Source organism: Acinetobacter sp. LF10 (genome assembly GCF_048585715.1).
Lineage (GTDB): Bacteria > Pseudomonadota > Gammaproteobacteria > Pseudomonadales > Moraxellaceae > Acinetobacter.
Genome location: NZ_CP184160.1, coordinates 1503249 through 1520999, shown reverse-complemented (window position 1 = coordinate 1520999; position 17751 = coordinate 1503249). Strand labels below are relative to the sequence as shown.

The following is a 17751-nucleotide window of genomic DNA, read 5'->3' as shown; positions in this document are numbered from 1 at the left end:
CTAGCTGAATTAGAATTTCATCAGAGGATAAGTGTAATGCTGAGTTGGTTTGAAAAATTAGTTGATCCTTACCCAACGAAAGATTTAAACAAACCATTACCGACTACTTTTTTTGCTTTTGTTTGGCAATCAACGAAAGGAGTCAGACCATTCCTCTTTTTACTTATTGCTTGTACAGCTGCTGCTGCGTGCTTTGAGGCATTATTTTTTTCTTATATTGGTAAACTAGTTGATTGGCTCACTAAAAGTCAGCCTAATACCTTTTTAGAAACGAATCATCAAAATTTAACTATTCTCATAAGTATTTTATTCGCAAATATTTTCTTCGTAAGTTTGCAATCTATTGTCAAACACCAAGTGTTATTTAGTAATTTTCCAATGCGTATGCGCTGGTTATTCCATAATTTATTATTGCAACAATCATTAGATTTTTTCCATACCGACTTCGCTGGTCGCTTGTCTGCCAAAGTTATGCAAACTGCATTAGCAGTTCGTGAATTTTGGATGATCCTTGGTGACATGTTGGTTTATGTACTGATTTACTTTATTACGATTAGCTTTGTATTAGGTTCTATTTCGCCTGTTTTGATCGTCCCACTACTTTTATGGCTGATCTTATTTATCGCGATTGCCAGTTATTTCATTCCTCGTCTTGGTAAAGTTTCACAACAACAGGCAGATGCACGCGCTGTTATGACTGGACGTGTTACCGATGCTTATACCAATATTCAAACCGTGAAATTGTTTGCACATGCTGGTCGTGAAAGTCAGTATGCAAAAGAGTCCATGCAAGAATTTATGGTCACTGTTTATAAACAGATGCGCTTAGGTGTGAAATACCAAATCAGCATTCGTTTACTCAGTGCTTTTCTCTTTATAGGCGTGATTGGTAGTTCTGTTTGGTTATGGACACAAGGGCAAGCTGCTATTGGTGTAATCGCAGCAACCACGGCGATGGTTTTAAAGCTCGATAGCCTAGCCGAATTCATCATGTGGCACATTACGATGCTTTTCGAAAATGTTGGTACGATTCAGGATGGGATGAAAACCCTAGGTAAACCAATTCAAATTCAAGACAAAAAAGATGCAACTGAACTAAAAGTTCAACAGGGCGAAATTCGTTTTGAAGATGTTAGTTTTGCTTATAATCAAAAAAATGTAATTGATCATTTCAATCTTACGATTAAACCTGGCGAGAAAATAGGTATCGTTGGTCGTTCTGGTGCAGGTAAATCTACTCTCATTCAGTTACTTTTACATTTTTATGATATTAATCAGGGTCGCATTTTGATTGATGGTCAAAGTATCCATGATGTCACACAAGATAGCTTACGTGCCAATATTGCACTAGTCACACAAGATACCTCTCTATTACATCGTACGGTAGCTGAAAATATCAAATATGGTCGCCCTAATGCGACTGAAGCAGAGATTCAACTTGCTGTCAAAAAAGCCAAAGCAGAAGAATTTATTCCTCAATTGACTGATCAGAAAGGACGTATTGGATTTGATGCCTATGTCGGTGAACGTGGCGTAAAACTTTCTGGGGGTCAACGTCAACGTATTGCGATTTCTAGAGTTTTTTTGAAAGATGCACCTATTCTTATTTTAGACGAAGCAACAAGTGCTCTTGACTCAGAAGTTGAAGCCGCGATTCAAAGCAGTTTAAATGACTTAATGGTTGGCAAAACGGTCATTGCAATTGCACACCGTTTATCTACTATTGCTCAAATGGATCGTCTCATTGTACTTGATCAAGGCAAAATTGCAGAACAAGGTACGCATGAGGAACTTATTGCAAATGATGGCTTGTATGCACAATTATGGAAACGCCAAACAGGTGGTTTTTTAGTTGAGCAGCGAGTAGTGGCTCAGGATACAGAATAATGTTGTATTTAGAAGACTTAAATATTGGAGATCGTTTCATCAGCCGTGACTATGAAATGACACTTGAAGAAGTTAAACAATTTGCGAGCCTATACGACCCTCAGCCCTTTCATTTAGATGAACACGCAGCTGAACAACATCCTATTTTTCAAGGTTTAGCAGCAAGTGGCTGGCATACTTCAGCAGTAACCATGCGTTTATGGACAGAGTGCTTTCCAATCGCAGGCGGATTACTGGGTTCTGAATCTAGCCTTCGTTGGCCTCGCCCTACTCGTGTTGGCGATAAAATTCATGTCGAAATTGAGATTACTGCGATTGTGCCATCTAAAACCAAAACTGATCGTGGTATTGTCAGTTACGTTACTCAAGCTTTGAACCAACATGGCGATGTGCTATTAATATCAACAACCAAAATAATGGTCTTTAGAAAAGCAGCTTAATTTTGGAGATTGGGTGACTCTTTTGTCCAACAATTTTTATGATTGATTATTTTATTTCGTGTAAAGATGTTTCAGACTTAAATGTTTAAAAGATATTGGCAAAATTGATGAGCGCCACGGAAAGCACATGAAAACAACTTCAACTCGTCAAGATCAAGGTATACCAGGCGTCTATGGCTTACTGCTATTAGACGTTGTTTCTCGCTGGGGATATAGCGATGAAACCTTATTTGCTCCTTTTCATTTAACCAGTGAGCAATTAGCTGACCCAAATTATCGAATTCCTACACCTATTGCGAATGAATTAGTTAAACATTCTTTGCGTTTAACAGGTGAAAGTACATTAGGATTTCACCTAGGTACGCAAATGCGTATTTCTATTCATGGTTTTATTGGTTATGCCATTATGACTGCGCATGACATTACCGATGCAATTGCACTTGCAAGTCGTTTTATTCAATTACGCTTGCCTTTTCTACAGCTCTATTTCTCTACCTTTGGCCCTAAAGCCACCTTACAACTGCAATGTGATATTGAAGTTGAACCATTACGTACTGAAATTATCTTAGGTTTAACGATTGGTATTATGACCATGGCAAAAGCCTTAACAGGAATTGAAGATTTAAATGGTGAAGTTGATTTAGATTTTCCTGAGCCCGCTGGATTTGATAAATACCGCGACAAACTAACCAGTACGGTGCGCTTTAATCAGCCACATTTAATTTCAAGCTTTGATAAAAAATACCTCGGTTTGAAAATGGTTAATGCAGATCCGATTGCGAGCCAAATTGCGATTAATCAATGTGAAACTGAATTATCAGCTTTGGGCGAACGTCGTCGTCTCGCAATGCGTGTTCGTGATATTTTGACCAATTCGGAACAACATTATTTAAGCATTGAAAGTGTTGCTGATCGTTTGCATATGTCTGACCGCACTTTAAAACGTCAATTAGCCGCCGAAGGAACTTCCTTCTCCACCCTAGTTGACGAAGTACGCTATCGTCATGCAACTTCCTTACTGTCACGAACCGATTATAGTTTGGAACAAATTGCTGATGAACTGGGTTATTCTGATGTAGCGAATTTTAGCCGTGCATTTAAGCGCTGGAGTGGACGCAGTCCAAGTAATTGGCGCAAAGACCCTTATTTGTAATATTGCAAAGTGCTTCATTTATAAACACTTTTGTTTTAACTAAAAAACCTGTATAAAGCCAAATAAAATGATACGACAGATTGTTTAAGGAGTTGTCATGAATCATCCAGCAGATTTAAAATATGCACGAACACACGAATGGGTAAGAATCGAAGGTGATTTAGTTGTTACTGGAATCAGTGACCATGCTCAGTTGGAGTTAGGTGATTTAGTTTACGTTGAAACACCAGAAGTCGGTAGTCATGTGACTGCAACAGAACAAGCGGGTGTTGTTGAATCTGTTAAAACTGCATCTGACATCCATGCACCTGTTTCAGGTACTGTCGTTGAAGTGAATGCAGAACTTGAAGATGATCCTGATTTTGTCAATGAAGAACCGTATGGCAAAGGTTGGATCTATAAAATCAAACCTGACAATATGGCTGATGTTGAAAAACTGCTTTCAAATAGCGAATACGAATCAGGTTTATAATTCTTGGAAATTTCTTCTTCGGTTTTTCTAGCAACAAACCGTCAAGGGTATGAGAGTTTTATAAAACTAAATACCTATAGCATTCCGCTATGGGTATCAGCTGAAGTTATATCGAGTAATGAAATAACTACTTTACGTCGCTCAGGGTTCGATATCACAATTTTTACTCATTCTTTGGAACATACAAATAATATTAGAGTAGAACAAGCTATTTATTCTATTAAAGAGCACTATCCTAATTGCACTGTATGGGTTGGTTATTAATATCAAAAACTTCAAGAGATTTGGCTAAAAAGCCCAGTACATTTACTGGGCTTTTTTGAGGTTGATACGTTAAGCAACGTAATCTATAGGAATGCCATCTACTTCCGAAACCAAGTTTTCAAAAGAGAAAATCTCATCAAGTTGTGCTTGGGTCAGTAAACCACGCTCTAAAACCACTTCTTGAATAGTTTTATTTTCAGCAATACATTGCTTACCAATTTCATCACACAAAGCATGACCCAATAATGGATCAAGCAAAGTAATAATTCCGACACTACGCATCACCGCATCATGACATGCTTGCTCATGTGCTTTAATACCACGCACACATTTTTCATCTAAGCTTTGAATCGCATGGGTTAATAGCTCAATTGATTCATTGAGTGAAATTGCAATCACAGGCTCCATGACATTTAACTGTAACTGTCCTGCTTCTGCTGCAAAGGTAATCGTTAAATCATTACCAATCACTTTGAATGCAATCTGATTCACAACTTCGGGAATAACTGGATTTACTTTTGCAGGCATGATGGATGAGCCAGCTTGTAATTCAGGTAATTGAATTTCACCAAAACCAGTACGAGGGCCTGAACTTAGCAAACGTAAATCATTGCTAATTTTTGAAAGTTTACATGCAAGACGTTTTAAAGCACTCGATAAAATAATAAAGACGCCACAATCACTGGTTGCTTCAACATAGTCTTCAGCGCCAACTAAATTTAAACCTGTAATTTGTTTCAAACACGAAACTACTTTTACAGCATAGCCTTTAGGTGTGTTTACACCAGTACCAATTGCAGTTGCACCTAAATTTACTTCAAGCAACAACTCGCGTGTACGTTTAATCAAACGGACATCTTCTTTTAATAAAGTTGCAAATGCATGAAATTCTTGCCCAAGTGTCATCGGCACTGCATCTTGAAGTTGGGTACGCCCCATTTTTAAAATATAGCGAAACTCGATTGCTTTATTCTCAAATGAAGTAATCAATTTATCCATTTGTGTGAATAATGCATCTAGAGAACAATAAGTCGATAAACGAATCGCGGTAGGATACACATCATTCGTTGATTGTGATTTGTTGATATGATCATTCGGGTGAATGATGTCATATTGACCTTTTTGATGACCTAATGATTCAAGTGCGATATTGGCAATGACTTCATTCGTATTCATATTAATCGACGTGCCTGCTCCACCTTGATAAATATCAATTGGAAATGAGTCTTGCCATTTCTGTGTTTCATTAATTAAGTCATCACAAGCTCGCTGAATCGCCAAGCTTTGAGTTTCTGTTAATTTATTAAAACTTAGATTCGCTTGAGCAGATGCTTTCTTCACTTGTGCTAACGCACGAATGAAGTGACTATTTTGTCCAACTTTTTGCGAAGAAATTTTGAAATTTTCAATAGCGCGTAAAGTATGAATTCCGTAATAACAATCCATTGGCACTTCTTTTGCGCCAAGTAAATCATGCTCTATTCTTATGGTTGCTGCTTGAACCGTGTTCACTTTCCATTTCTCTCAGACAATGCACCCTAATGGTGCAAAGAAATAATATGGAAGATTTCAAATAAATTTTCATTAGCAGAATTGCTTAACATTACGAGCTTTTTATAATGTAATTTCTCTGCATTGTTGCTTTTGTAACAACATGTGTTGTCATTTCACTCTATTTTTATGTTCAAAAATGCCTGTTATTACTATCAATTTTTTACCGCTGCAATAATTTGAAACATATAGCCTATTTTTAAGCCGCAAAAATCTATATTTCATTTAAAAAAAAGTGAGCTTTTTTAGATTTAAAAATTAAGATTCATACACTTAATTTAAATTACACAAAATATACAAACAAAATACAAAAACAAAACAGTATTTTAAAAATCATTCGTGCTTGAATCTGTGGCCTTATCAGTCTTGTTAGAATAGTGAATCATTTTTGTCTATTCAGATGGGATTGCACAGTTATGGATAAGTAAGGACAGGCATCCATTATGAATTTTTCGAATCCCACTGTTGTTGTGTTCGTGGTGTATATTATCGCCATGCTTGGTATCGGTTTATACGCCTATTTTTCTACCAAAAACCTTGATGATTATATCCTTGGAGGACGAAGCCTAGGTAGTTTCGTTACCGCTTTATCTGCGGGTGCATCCGATATGAGTGGCTGGCTACTCATGGGTTTACCTGGGGCAATCTATTTGACAGGCTTATCTGAAGCATGGATTGCAATTGGCTTAATCATTGGTGCATGGCTCAACTGGTATCTCGTGGCTGGGCGTTTACGCGTTCATACTGAGGTTCAGAATAATGCGCTTACGTTACCAGATTATTTCACTGGTCGTTTTGATGACCAGAAAAAGATCTTACGTGTAACTTCCGCACTGATTATTCTCATCTTTTTCGCGATTTATTGTGCTTCTGGCATGGTAGCTGGTGCACGTCTATTTGAAACATTGTTCCACTTACCTTACCAAACCGCTTTATGGCTTGGTGCGTTTGCAACAATCGGATATGTTTGTATCGGTGGCTTCTTGGCAATCAGTTGGACAGATACATTCCAAGCTGGTTTGATGATTTTTGCGTTATTGCTTCTACCTATCGTCACATACATGTCTTTAGGTGTAGGTGTCGAAGAATTTACAGCAATTGTTGAGAGTGCGCGCCCACATGCTTATGATTTTGTTTCAAATTTAAGTATTGAAAGTATTATTGGTATTCTTTCAGCAGCGGCTTGGGGCTTGGGTTATTTTGGTCAACCTCACATTCTAGTTCGTTTTATGGCTGCCGATTCTGTTAAATCAATCCCTGCTGCTCGTCGTATCGGTATGACATGGATGATTTTATGCTTGGCAGGTGCAGTTGGTTCTGGTTTTATCGGGATTGCGTATTTCCATCAACACCCTGAATTTGCAGCGGTTGTGACGGCAAACCCTGAAACAGTGTTTATGGAACTCACTAAAATTTTATTCAACCCTTGGGTTGTTGGTGTGATCCTTGCTGCAATTTTATCAGCAGTCATGAGTACCTTAAGTTGTCAGTTATTGGTATGTTCAAGCGCATTAACTGAAGATTTATACAAAGGCTTGATCCGTAAAAATGCAACTCAAAAAGAGTTAGTTTGGATTGGTCGAGGAATGGTACTCGCTGTTGCAATGTTGGCTCTTGCTTTAGCTCAAAACCCTGATAGTAAAGTACTTGGCTTAGTTTCTTATGCTTGGGCTGGCTTCGGTGCTGCTTTCGGTCCATTGATTATCATGTCATTGTTCTGGAAACGTATGACGCTAAACGGCGCTTTAGCGGGTATGGTGATCGGTGCAGTTACAGTGATTGTTTGGAAAAATGTATTTGCTAGTACTGGTATTTATGAAATTATTCCTGGTTTCATTTTTGCCTTGATCAGTATTGTTGTGGTGAGCTTACTTGGTAAAGCACCTAACGCAACTGTGACTGGTCGTTTTGAACAAGCAGATGAAATCTACACGAGAGAAATGAAATAAGATTTCTGAGTAAAATTTAAGGGGGCTTTCGAGCCCCTTTGTTTTATTTGATCTTTTATTAAAATTTAGTTCTTGATTTGATTTTTATTTTAGAGCTGTCTTTCACAACCTGCATCACAGGATAACTACGCGTTTCTTTCACTCCAGGAAGTTGCCATAAAATTTGCCCCGCAATACGACGAAACTCCTCCATCCCTGCGCTACGCAATTTGATCAAAAAGTCAAAGCCACCACTCACCATATGGCACTCAACAATCTCTGGATATTGTGTCACTGCATCAATAAAATCCTCGAGCACATTTGGGGTGGTTTTATCTAAAAGCACCTCAACAAACACAAGAAAACTGGCATTTAACTTATTCGGATTGAGTTTTGCCTCATATCCCAAGATAAATTCATCCTTCGTCAACTTTTGAACACGGGCCATGACAGCAGTCGGTGAAAGGTTCACTAATTCTGCCAATTTACTATTGGAAATTCTTCCATCTGTTTGAAGAATATCAAGAATTTTTAGATCGGTACGATCTAATGTATAAATAGGGCCATTCAACTGAATTTTCCTCTAAAAAATAGGTAAATTATAGTGAGTTACTCGGGTTTTATTCTGTAATCATAAATTATCTAAACCTCTCTACTCAATATGTTCTAGAGATTGTTATTGGAATTTAGTATGAATACATTGGATACTCCCGCACAAATGGACACAGCTCACACAGACGGTTATATCACCGAATTTAAAGAAAAAAGTGAGTTTGAGCAACGCATTAATACAGCTTGGCGACGTGCTGAGCCTGAAGCGGTTAAACAACTTGCAGAAGCAGCAGATATTTCCCCTGATCTTGATCAAAAAATTTATGAATTAGCATTCAGTCTTGCACATAATTTACGTGAACGTAAAAGCTCGGCTGGAAAAGCAGGTATTGTTCAAGGTTTACTTCAAGAGTTCTCACTTTCTTCACAAGAAGGTGTGGCATTGATGTGTTTGGCAGAAGCATTACTTCGTATTCCAGATACAGCAACACGTGATTTATTAATTCGTGACAAGATCAACCAAGGCAACTGGAAAGAGCATTTAGGTCAAAGTAACCTAATGTTCGTAAATGCAGCTGCTTGGGGTTTAATGCTTACTGGCAAGTTAATGGAAACACCTAAACAAACCAGTTTATCAAGTATTTTAACAGGTCTTCTCGCTCGCAGTGGACGTGGCATCATTCGTAAAGCGGTTGATGTCGCGATGCGTATGATGGGTGAGCAATTCGTTACGGGTGAAACTATCGAAGAAGCACTTGAGCATGCAAAACCATTTGAACACAAAGGTTTCCGCTATTCATACGATATGTTGGGTGAAGCTGCACTAACTGACCATGATGCTGAGCGTTATTATAACGATTACACACAAGCGATTCATGCCATTGGTAAAGCATCAAACGGGCGTGGTGTTTATGAAGGTCCTGGTATCTCGATTAAGCTCTCTGCTTTGCACCCACGTTACCAACGTGCGCAAATTGATCGTGTACATCATGAGCTTTACAACAAAGTTTTCGAACTTGCATGCTTAGCAAAACAATATGACATCGGCTTAAACATCGATGCTGAAGAATCTGAACGTTTAGAAATTTCACTCGAACTACTTGAGCGTTTATGTTTCGAACCAAAACTTGCGAATTGGAAAGGCATTGGTTTCGTTATTCAGGCTTATCAAAAACGTTGCTTCTACGTGGTTGATTATATCGTTGATCTTGCAAAACGCAGTAACAAACGCCTCATGATCCGTTTGGTGAAAGGTGCATATTGGGATAGCGAAATCAAGAAAGCACAAATTGACGGCATGACTGACTACCCTGTGTTTACCCGTAAAGTACACACGGATTTGTCATACATTGCTTGTGCAAAGAAGCTCCTTGCTGCACCAGATCAAGTGTACCCGCAATTTGCAACGCACAATGCACAATCACTTGCAACGATTTATACACTTGCAGACCCAAGCAAATATTATCCAGGTCAATACGAGTTCCAATGCTTACACGGTATGGGCGAACCTTTGTATGAGCAAGTTGTAGGTTCAAAAGCAGACAATAAACTTGGTGTACCGTGTCGCGTATATGCGCCTGTGGGTAACCATGAAACTTTATTGGCTTACTTAGTTCGTCGTTTACTTGAAAATGGTGCAAATACCTCATTCGTAAACCGTATTGCTGATAAGACGTTGAAAGTTGAAGACTTGATTCAATCTCCAATCAAAGATATTCAAACTGCTGCGAAAGATGAAGGTCAGATTGGCTTAAAGCATCCTGCGATTCCACTTCCGCATGATCTTTACCCATTACGTCCGAACTCAAATGGTTTTGATTTAAATAACGATCAGCCTTTAGCTGCATTAGATACAACAGCACAAAAACTCCGTAGCCATATTTGGAAAAGTGCACCTTTACTTGGTTTTGAATCAACAGTTCACGATCAAAGTAATGCGATTGCAATTACAAACCCTGCACAAAATAGTGAAATTGTCGGTCATGTGAATGAAGCGACTAGCGCGGATGTACAACTGGCATTAGAAGCAGCTGTACAAGCTGAACAAAGCTGGGCTGCAACAGATAAAGTTGAACGTGCAGCTTGCTTAAAACGTGCTGCAGATTTGATGGAAGCTCGCATCCAAGAATTAATGGTATTACTTTGCCGTGAAAGTGGTAAAACTTATGCTAATGCCATTGCAGAAGTTCGTGAAGCCGTTGATTTCTTGCGTTACTACGCGACACAAATCGAAAACTTGCCTGCAAATGCGCAAGTAAAACCATTGGGTACAGTCTTATGTATTAGCCCATGGAACTTTCCTCTTGCGATTTTCTCTGGTCAAATTGCTGCTGCATTGGTCAGTGGTAACTGTGTAATTGCCAAACCAGCAGAACAAACACCACTCATTGCAGCGCAAGCCGTTCAAATGCTTTGGGAAGCTGGTGTGCCACACGGCGTTGTTCAACTTCTTCCGGGTCGTGGTGAAACTGTTGGTGCTCAACTTAGCCAAGATGATCGCATTCAAGGCATTATGTTTACGGGTTCAACTGAAGTTGCAAAAATCTTGCAAAAAACAGTGGCAAAACGTTTATCTCCAAATGGTCAACCAATTCCGCTCATCGCGGAAACGGGTGGTCAAAATGCGATGATCGTCGATTCTTCTGCACTTACTGAACAAGTTGTTCTCGATGTCGTCAGTTCTGCATTTGACAGTGCGGGTCAACGTTGTTCTGCTCTTCGTATCTTATGTGTGCAAGAAGATAGCGCTGCAACAGTCATCAAAATGTTAAAAGGTGCAATGCAACAGTTGATCGTAGGCAACCCTGCAATCTTAAAAACTGACATTGGTCCTGTCATCGATACTGAAGCCAAACAAACCATTGATACGCACATACAAAAGATGAAATCTAAGGGCTACCCTGTTCATCAGTTGATGTTTAACGATGCTGTAAGTCAACAAGCACTTGCACAAGGTACATTTGTTCCGCCTACAGCAATTGAATTACCAAATCTTGATGATTTAGAGCGTGAAGTATTTGGTCCTGTCTTGCACATCATCACTTATAAGTATGGTGAGCTTGAGCAGTTGATCGACCGTATCAATGCTAAAGGCTATGGCTTAACAATGGGTTTACACACCCGTATCGATGAAACCATTAATACAGTGATCCAACGTGCTGAGGTGGGTAACTTATATATCAACCGCAACATCGTCGGTGCTGTTGTAGGCGTACAACCATTTGGTGGCGAAGGCCTATCTGGTACTGGTCCTAAAGCTGGTGGTCCACTGTATATGTACCGCTTAATGGAACATTGTTCAGAGAAAGTTTTAGCAACACCTTTTGCGGTTAAAGCTGAAATCTCTCAGTTTGATGCTGTATCAAATGTTGCTTACCAGAACTTGTTGACTTGGGCTAAACAAAATATGCCTCACGCAGTTCCGACAATTCCAGCATTTGGTGTTGGTAAGTTCTACGAGTTGCAAGGTCCAACAGGTGAAAGCAATCAATATATTATCTTGCCTCGTCATCGTGTGCTTTCTATCGCAGATAACGAAGTGAGCCAATTACAACAGTTACTAGCGATTTTCGCAGTAAGTAGTACGGCTGCTGTAACTACAGATAATGCTTTCTTCGCCAAACATCAGAAATCTTTACCAAAAGATGTGTTATCTGCAATCACAGTCATTTCTAGCATTGAAAAAGATGCTTTTGATGCTGTTTTACATCATGGTTCAGTTGACCAATTGACTGAACTACAAACTAAAATTGCGAACCGTTCTGGAGCAATCGTGGGCATTACTCATCTCAAGAAAGATGAGCAGGTTCCTTTAGAACGTCTAGTCATTGAACGCGCTATTAGCGTAAATACTGCTGCTGCCGGTGGTAATGCGAGTTTAATGACTTTATCTGAAGACTAATTTAGGTCTTCTAATCTCCCAGCCCGAATCATGTTTACATGGTTCGGGTTTTTATTTAAAAAGAATCACTCGGATTCCCATATTTTTCCTTTTGCCATTCATAAGTTATACCAAGCTTTTCTCTCGCAAGACTAATAATAACTCCTGCTTCCCACTCAAATGTATTTTGCCCATTAGATGAGAATTTTTGGCAAAGTGTTGCTCCTACTGGATCATTCTCCGAGTTTAATTCTGCAATCCATGCACCAGAGTTATAAAAATCATATCGAGAAATTAAATAATCATAAAAATCTAGGACCTGAATCCACATTCTATTAGGAATATATCTCATAAATAAATCCATTTTTTGACCATCTAATGATGCTACAAAATCATCCACGACATCTATTAGAGTTGATTGACCTCGTATTAACATACTCTTCTTTACCATTTTAAAGTTCGAAACCCATCTAAAGTATAAAAATAGATAAGCTCAATCTAATTATTAATTCAAATGCTATAGTTTTGGCACATTATTACATTGTCCGAATATTGTTGAAAACTTGCTTAAGATTATAAAAACTCATCTATTTAGCAAAAAGAATAGCGATTTTTTAAATCCAACAACTCAATTTACTCATATTTTTATATGAGGCATAGAATAATTACTACCGGCACAATTTGAACATCACTAAATAATGACTTTAACCACACACTCATCTTATTTTTTGATACCATTCCCGTTTAGATTTCAGCTGTAGCTTTCTTTTTATGACCGTATCTTATCAACAGCAACTTCAAGAGAAAGTTGAACGCATTACCACACAATTCGCTCCGTTCAATCCCCCAACTTTAGAAGTGTTTCAATCACCTGACCAACATTTCCGTATGCGCGCAGAGTTTCGTATCTGGCATACAGAAGATGATTTGTTCTATGCCATGTTTGAACGCGCTGAAGATGGTAAACAAAAAGAAGTTATACGAGTTGATGAGTTTCCAATTGCAGATCGCAGCATCAATGATTTGATGCCACGTTTATTAGAAGAATTAAAAGCAACTCCTATTTTATCGCAACGTATTTTTGAAGCTGATTTCCTCGCCACATTGAGCGGAGAAATGTTGGTGACTTTAATTTATCATCGCCGTTTAGATGCAGATTGGGAAATCGCTGCGAAAGCTTTAGCAGAAAAGCTGAAGATTAAAATTATGGGGCGTAGCCGTGGCCAAAAAGTAATTATTGGTGACGACTACGTGGTTGAACAACTCAATGTTCATGGTCGTACTTTTAAATACAAACAAATTGAAAGTAGCTTTACACAACCCAATGCACAAGTGTGCCAACATATGTTGGAGTGGGCTTGTGATGCTACTGAAAGCTCTGAGAAAGACCTATTAGAATTGTACTGTGGTAATGGTAACTTTACTCTACCACTTTCTTTGAAATTTAAACGTGTCCTTGCAACTGAACTTGCTAAATCTTCAGTCTACGCAGCGCAATGGAACATTGAGCAAAACCAGATTGAGAACATTCAGGTGGCGCGTTTATCTGCCGAAGAGTTTACTCAGGCGTATCAAGGTGAAAGAGCGTTTAGACGACTCCAAGAAGCAGAAATTGATATTCAAAGCTACGACTTTGACACGGTTTTTGTAGATCCGCCACGTGCAGGAATTGATGACGAAACACTTAAATTATTACAAGGTTTTGAGCGTATTCTTTATATTTCATGCAATCCAGATACCTTACATGATAATTTAAAAACACTCAGTCAAACACATCGCATTATAAAATTTGCTATGTTCGATCAATTCCCTTTTACTCATCATGTGGAATCTGGTGTATTGCTCGAAAAGATTTAAACAAATTATTGCAAAGTAACCATTAAAAATAGAGAGTTTTCATAACTCTCTATTTTTATTTAAAGTTTTTACTAAAAAAAATGATGTTTTTCAAAGATCAAGTCATTCAACTGTCATAATTTCGTTAGAAACAAAAAGAATCATCGAAAAAACTGAAGTTCAACTGCTGCTTTTATCACTTAAGATGACTTGTATTTTATTTTAAAGTGACTATATTTCGATCTATGTTAGGTTGTATATGAAGGCTCTATGAGTTTTTGGCAAAAATTGTTTAATGCAGATCAGCAATATAATGAACACAAGAACCAAACCTCTTGCGTTGAAAACGATTGTTCTTGCAAATCAAATGAACAACTACTAGATGCTTTAGTCAAAGCGACAGATGAAGATGTGATTAAAGGTATAAAGAAAGTCCTCATTTCCCGAGGTTATAGCCGCAAAGAGCTTCTTGCACTTATCAAGACGCCAATTCAATAAAAATAAGTGCTTCTCATCTTCTAATGCTTAGAAGATGAGAACTTGATTAATTAAAATTCTCTTGACCAATTTCACCAACGATTGGACCTAAATTAAAAGTCTTGTCATGACGTTTAGTTTGGGAGGAATATAAACTTGAAATTGAACCATCCAGATATAACGCATTATCAATTTTTAAATTTTGCTTAAAGAATTGCGCAAACTGATAAAAATTGACTCGTTGTTGTGAAATTACAAAGTACAACTGATTATTTCTAACACCGACTCCATTTCTTATTTTTAGAGAATTTGAATCTGCTACAAATTGGCTATTTACTTGGCCTTTATAAACCAACATTGGTCCAGACTGCGTAGCAAACCGTGGCTTAAATCTCATGGATTTATAATCTGTCGTTGTTTTAATTACAGCATATTTATCATTCCATGCAAGCACGCCATTTGGTTGCATAAAAAAATTACCAAATCCTTGCGCTTCATTGAGTTCAATAATTTCTTTACCTTCTTCAACATATAAACCGACAGGTTGAAAATCCGGGTGATACATACCTGCATTCATAGCAAAACTTAGATATTCACATGTTGGAAGCACTTTTTGGATATGAGCAATTTTTTGATAATAACGAGCATTCTTTGGATCTTTTAGGAAAAGTCTGAGTTGCTGTAAATGGTCTACTTTAATTACATCATATGAAATATTGTCTACTTTAATTATTTGATGCTGCATCGCATAAACATGAGACATACAAATACTGACCAATGAGGCTATAAACCATTTTTTTAGCATAATTTAATATTGTTCAAATCGACTAACCTCATTGTCCCACAATGTATTTCAACATAAAAAGAATAGATACAATCTCCACACATAATCGTATAAATGAGTCTTTAAATGCACTCGATAGATTCATATTTTTTGATTAAAATACATCTGTAAATACAATAGTCTTGTATGAGTATGCAGCAAACACAGCGACATTTCCCTCTCGGTGCACACCTAATTGTTAAACACTTTGGTTATAGTCATCATGGTATTTATGCAGGTCGTGGACGAGTTATCCATTATTCAGGTTTTGCACATATTTTTAAAAAACATCCAATTGAGACGACCTCAATTCAGCGCTTCGCTCGGGGAAAACCGATTTATACGAAAAATTATCATTCCCCTCGTTACAAGGCGAAAGCGATCGTTCGTCGTATGCGCTCGCGTATGCATGAAAATCATTACCATTTGATTATCAATAATTGCGAACATTTATGTACATGGGCAATCACTGGAATTGAATCGAGTATTCAGGTTGAGCGTATGCAACGGCGTTTAGCAACGATTGGTTATATTAGTTCGATCATGAGTTATATGAATAGCATCATGTTAACCATTGCGACGGCTTGTTTTGCCCTCGTGTTATATATCAAAATGATGCTACGTCGGCAGGCAAAAAGATCAGTTCCTGCATATTTATCATTAAAGGATAAATATAATAAAAATAAGCGTATTTAGTTTCCTAATTTGCTCATAGATTTAATCAATCTGTTGTTTTGTCCATAGTTCATATTTATCAACGCGAATTTTCGGGCTAAAAGCCTAGCTTTGCTTTTGATTACTTATATCTGGGATTCCAATATGAACTTATCGAAGTCTGAACAAAGGACTTTACACGTCTTAGCAAAAGGCGGAAAAATCGTAAAACTCAAAAATGAATCAGGACAACTCATCGCTGTAGAATGTTATGGCCGTGAAGGTTTTGTGTTATCTGATTGCACACTCGATGTTTTTCGAAAACTTAAAAAGAAAAGATTGATCAAATAACAGGAAGGACAACCCTATCAAATCAACTTGAATGGGCTTAGAAACGTACGACCTCAACTCGACAATCAATAAACATCCTTAACAGTCATCTGATGAAGCAACAACATAATTTTGCTTCGTCAGTTATTTAAAAACATATAGGCAATTAAAATGAATATTCAAATCCGTGATGAACAAAACACTGACATCCAAGCAATTTTTGATTTAACACAAAAAGCTTTTAATGATGTAGAACATTCTAGCCACACAGAGTAATTTATCGTCAATGCGCTTCGTGAATCCAAACAACTTACTGTCTCTTTAGTTGCTGAAACTCAAGGGAAAATCATTGGTCATATTGCATTTTCACCTGTTTCTATTTCCGATGGTACGACAAACTGGTATGGCTTAGGTCCTATTTCCGTTCTTCCTGAATATCAAGGAAAAGGTATAGGCTGTAAACTTATGAAAGAAGGTTTGAATAGGATCAAGGCACTGAATGCAAAAGGATGCGTATTACTCGGTGATCCTAATTATTATGGAAAATTTGGGTTTAAGGCTGATGTTAGATTGATCTTAGAAGGTGTTCCTGCAGAGTATTTTCAAATTCTTGCTTTTACCGACTACGTACCAAGTGGCTATGCCATCTATTCAGATGCATTTAATGCAACAACATAATAGTTGTAGAAAATCGTATTTAATTTACGCCTAAAAAATTTAAAATCTCACGCCGTAGATAGCGTGAGATTTTTTTAATAAACAATTGATTTATTAAATATTACTTCACAGCAGTTGCTTCAGTTGTAATATTCACAGTGATCTTATCCCCTACGTTTGGTACGTAATTACCGATACCAAATGCTGAGCGGTTAAAGCTTGTTGTTGCATTAAAACCAATCGCAGGTACTTTCGCCATTGGATGCTCGCCTTGTTTATTCAGAATAGCATCCAATACCACAGGCTTAGTCACACCTTTAACGGTTAAATTACCTGTAATTTTGAAGTGTTTCTTGTCTTTAGTTTCTACTTTAGTACTTTTAAAAGTAATGTTTGGATATTTTGCAGCATTAAACCAAGCTTCTTCTTGAAATTCTTTGTCCAAAGCAACAACATTGGTATTTACGCTGCTTAAAGGAATCGTCACTTCTACAGATGAATTTGCAGGTTTTGCATTATCAACTTTAATTGTACCTTGAATATCAGTGAAGTTTGCACTCGGTGTAGAGAAACCAAAGTGATTCCAGCTAAATACTGTTGCTGTATGTGTTGGATCGATTTTATAGTCTACTGGCGCAGCTAATGTTACAGAACTTGCGATAGCAGCAGCTAATCCGAGGCTTAATGTTTTAAATGACATTTTTCGTATCCTTGTTTGATATATGCAATAGTTTATAGATCAAGTATTTTTATTCATTATTCTTTATAAAACGATATGTTTCATCCGTGCAACAATAAAAGCGTTACAGCACATATCAAACACAATTATCATAAGACCATTAAGTAG

At 37.6% G+C, this 17751-nt stretch carries 14 protein-coding genes and 2 pseudogenes; 11 read left to right on the top strand and 5 right to left on the bottom strand.

Annotated features, from left to right (window positions below; translation table 11 throughout):
• Window positions 1–36: 36 nt before the first annotated feature.
• From ACN19N_RS07295 to gcvH, 4 genes are all read left to right on the top strand, one after another.
• Entirely contained in the window at window positions 37–1887 is a 1851-nt protein-coding gene (locus ACN19N_RS07295; protein WP_269228117.1) for an ABC transporter ATP-binding protein, read from the top strand.
• Window positions 1887–2327, top strand: coding sequence for a MaoC family dehydratase (locus tag ACN19N_RS07290; RefSeq protein ID WP_269228118.1), 441 nt, complete (start codon window positions 1887–1889; stop codon window positions 2325–2327). The genes ACN19N_RS07295 and ACN19N_RS07290 overlap by 1 nt, the downstream gene beginning before the upstream one ends.
• Window positions 2328–2454: 127 nt before the next feature.
• Window positions 2455–3480, top strand: a complete 1026-nt coding sequence (locus ACN19N_RS07285) for an AraC family transcriptional regulator (RefSeq protein ID WP_269228119.1) — start codon at window positions 2455–2457, stop codon at window positions 3478–3480.
• Window positions 3481–3577: 97 nt separating this feature from the next.
• Complete coding sequence (gene gcvH / locus ACN19N_RS07280) at window positions 3578–3952, top strand: glycine cleavage system protein GcvH (protein WP_420002299.1); 375 nt, start codon at window positions 3578–3580, stop codon at window positions 3950–3952.
• 333 nt (window positions 3953–4285) lie between these two features.
• Here the strand turns inward: gcvH and aspA are convergent, their stop codons facing one another.
• Entirely contained in the window at window positions 4286–5728 is a 1443-nt protein-coding gene (gene aspA, locus ACN19N_RS07275) for an aspartate ammonia-lyase (RefSeq protein WP_420002298.1), read from the bottom strand.
• A gap of 482 nt (window positions 5729–6210) precedes the next feature.
• Between aspA and putP the strand changes: the two genes are divergently transcribed.
• Window positions 6211–7716, top strand: a complete 1506-nt coding sequence (gene putP, locus ACN19N_RS07270; RefSeq protein WP_420002297.1) for a sodium/proline symporter PutP — start codon at window positions 6211–6213, stop codon at window positions 7714–7716.
• Between the two features lie 58 nt (window positions 7717–7774).
• Here putP and ACN19N_RS07265 read toward each other — a convergent pair whose 3' ends face one another.
• A complete protein-coding gene (locus ACN19N_RS07265) occupies window positions 7775–8266 on the bottom strand; it encodes an Lrp/AsnC ligand binding domain-containing protein (RefSeq protein WP_004662457.1) in 492 nt (163 codons plus the stop codon).
• A gap of 120 nt (window positions 8267–8386) precedes the next feature.
• Between ACN19N_RS07265 and putA the strand changes: the two genes are divergently transcribed.
• On the top strand, window positions 8387–12148 hold the full coding sequence (putA, locus tag ACN19N_RS07260) for a trifunctional transcriptional regulator/proline dehydrogenase/L-glutamate gamma-semialdehyde dehydrogenase (RefSeq protein WP_420002296.1): 3762 nt from the start codon (window positions 8387–8389) through the stop codon (window positions 12146–12148).
• Between the two features lie 55 nt (window positions 12149–12203).
• On the opposite strand, the gene ACN19N_RS07255 is transcribed toward putA, so the two are convergent.
• Window positions 12204–12563: a hypothetical protein gene (locus ACN19N_RS07255; protein WP_420002295.1), complete on the bottom strand. Its 360-nt coding sequence runs from the start codon at window positions 12561–12563 to the stop codon at window positions 12204–12206.
• Window positions 12564–12898: 335 nt separating this feature from the next.
• Here ACN19N_RS07255 and trmA point away from each other — a divergent pair, with 335 nt between their 5' ends.
• Both trmA and ACN19N_RS07245 read left to right on the top strand, forming a co-directional pair.
• Window positions 12899–13984: a tRNA (uridine(54)-C5)-methyltransferase TrmA gene (trmA, locus tag ACN19N_RS07250; RefSeq protein WP_420002294.1), complete on the top strand. Its 1086-nt coding sequence runs from the start codon at window positions 12899–12901 to the stop codon at window positions 13982–13984.
• 249 nt (window positions 13985–14233) lie between these two features.
• Complete coding sequence (locus tag ACN19N_RS07245) at window positions 14234–14461, top strand: hypothetical protein (RefSeq protein WP_004661846.1); 228 nt, start codon at window positions 14234–14236, stop codon at window positions 14459–14461.
• Between the two features lie 46 nt (window positions 14462–14507).
• Here the strand turns inward: ACN19N_RS07245 and ACN19N_RS07240 are convergent, their stop codons facing one another.
• Entirely contained in the window at window positions 14508–15245 is a 738-nt protein-coding gene (locus ACN19N_RS07240; RefSeq protein WP_420002293.1) for a phosphodiester glycosidase family protein, read from the bottom strand.
• A gap of 171 nt (window positions 15246–15416) precedes the next feature.
• Here ACN19N_RS07240 and ACN19N_RS07235 point away from each other — a divergent pair, with 171 nt between their 5' ends.
• From ACN19N_RS07235 to ACN19N_RS07225, 3 genes and pseudogenes are all read left to right on the top strand, one after another.
• Complete coding sequence (locus tag ACN19N_RS07235; protein WP_420002364.1) at window positions 15417–15959, top strand: lecithin retinol acyltransferase family protein; 543 nt, start codon at window positions 15417–15419, stop codon at window positions 15957–15959.
• Between the two features lie 123 nt (window positions 15960–16082).
• Window positions 16083–16340 (top strand): annotated as a pseudogene (locus tag ACN19N_RS07230) (YjhX family toxin).
• A 78-nt stretch (window positions 16341–16418) separates the two neighbouring features.
• A pseudogene (locus tag ACN19N_RS07225) lies at window positions 16419–16925 on the top strand (GNAT family N-acetyltransferase).
• Between the two features lie 100 nt (window positions 16926–17025).
• Here ACN19N_RS07225 and ACN19N_RS07220 read toward each other — a convergent pair.
• A complete protein-coding gene (locus tag ACN19N_RS07220; RefSeq protein ID WP_420002292.1) occupies window positions 17026–17604 on the bottom strand; it encodes a YceI family protein in 579 nt (192 codons plus the stop codon).
• Window positions 17605–17751: the final 147 nt, after the last annotated feature.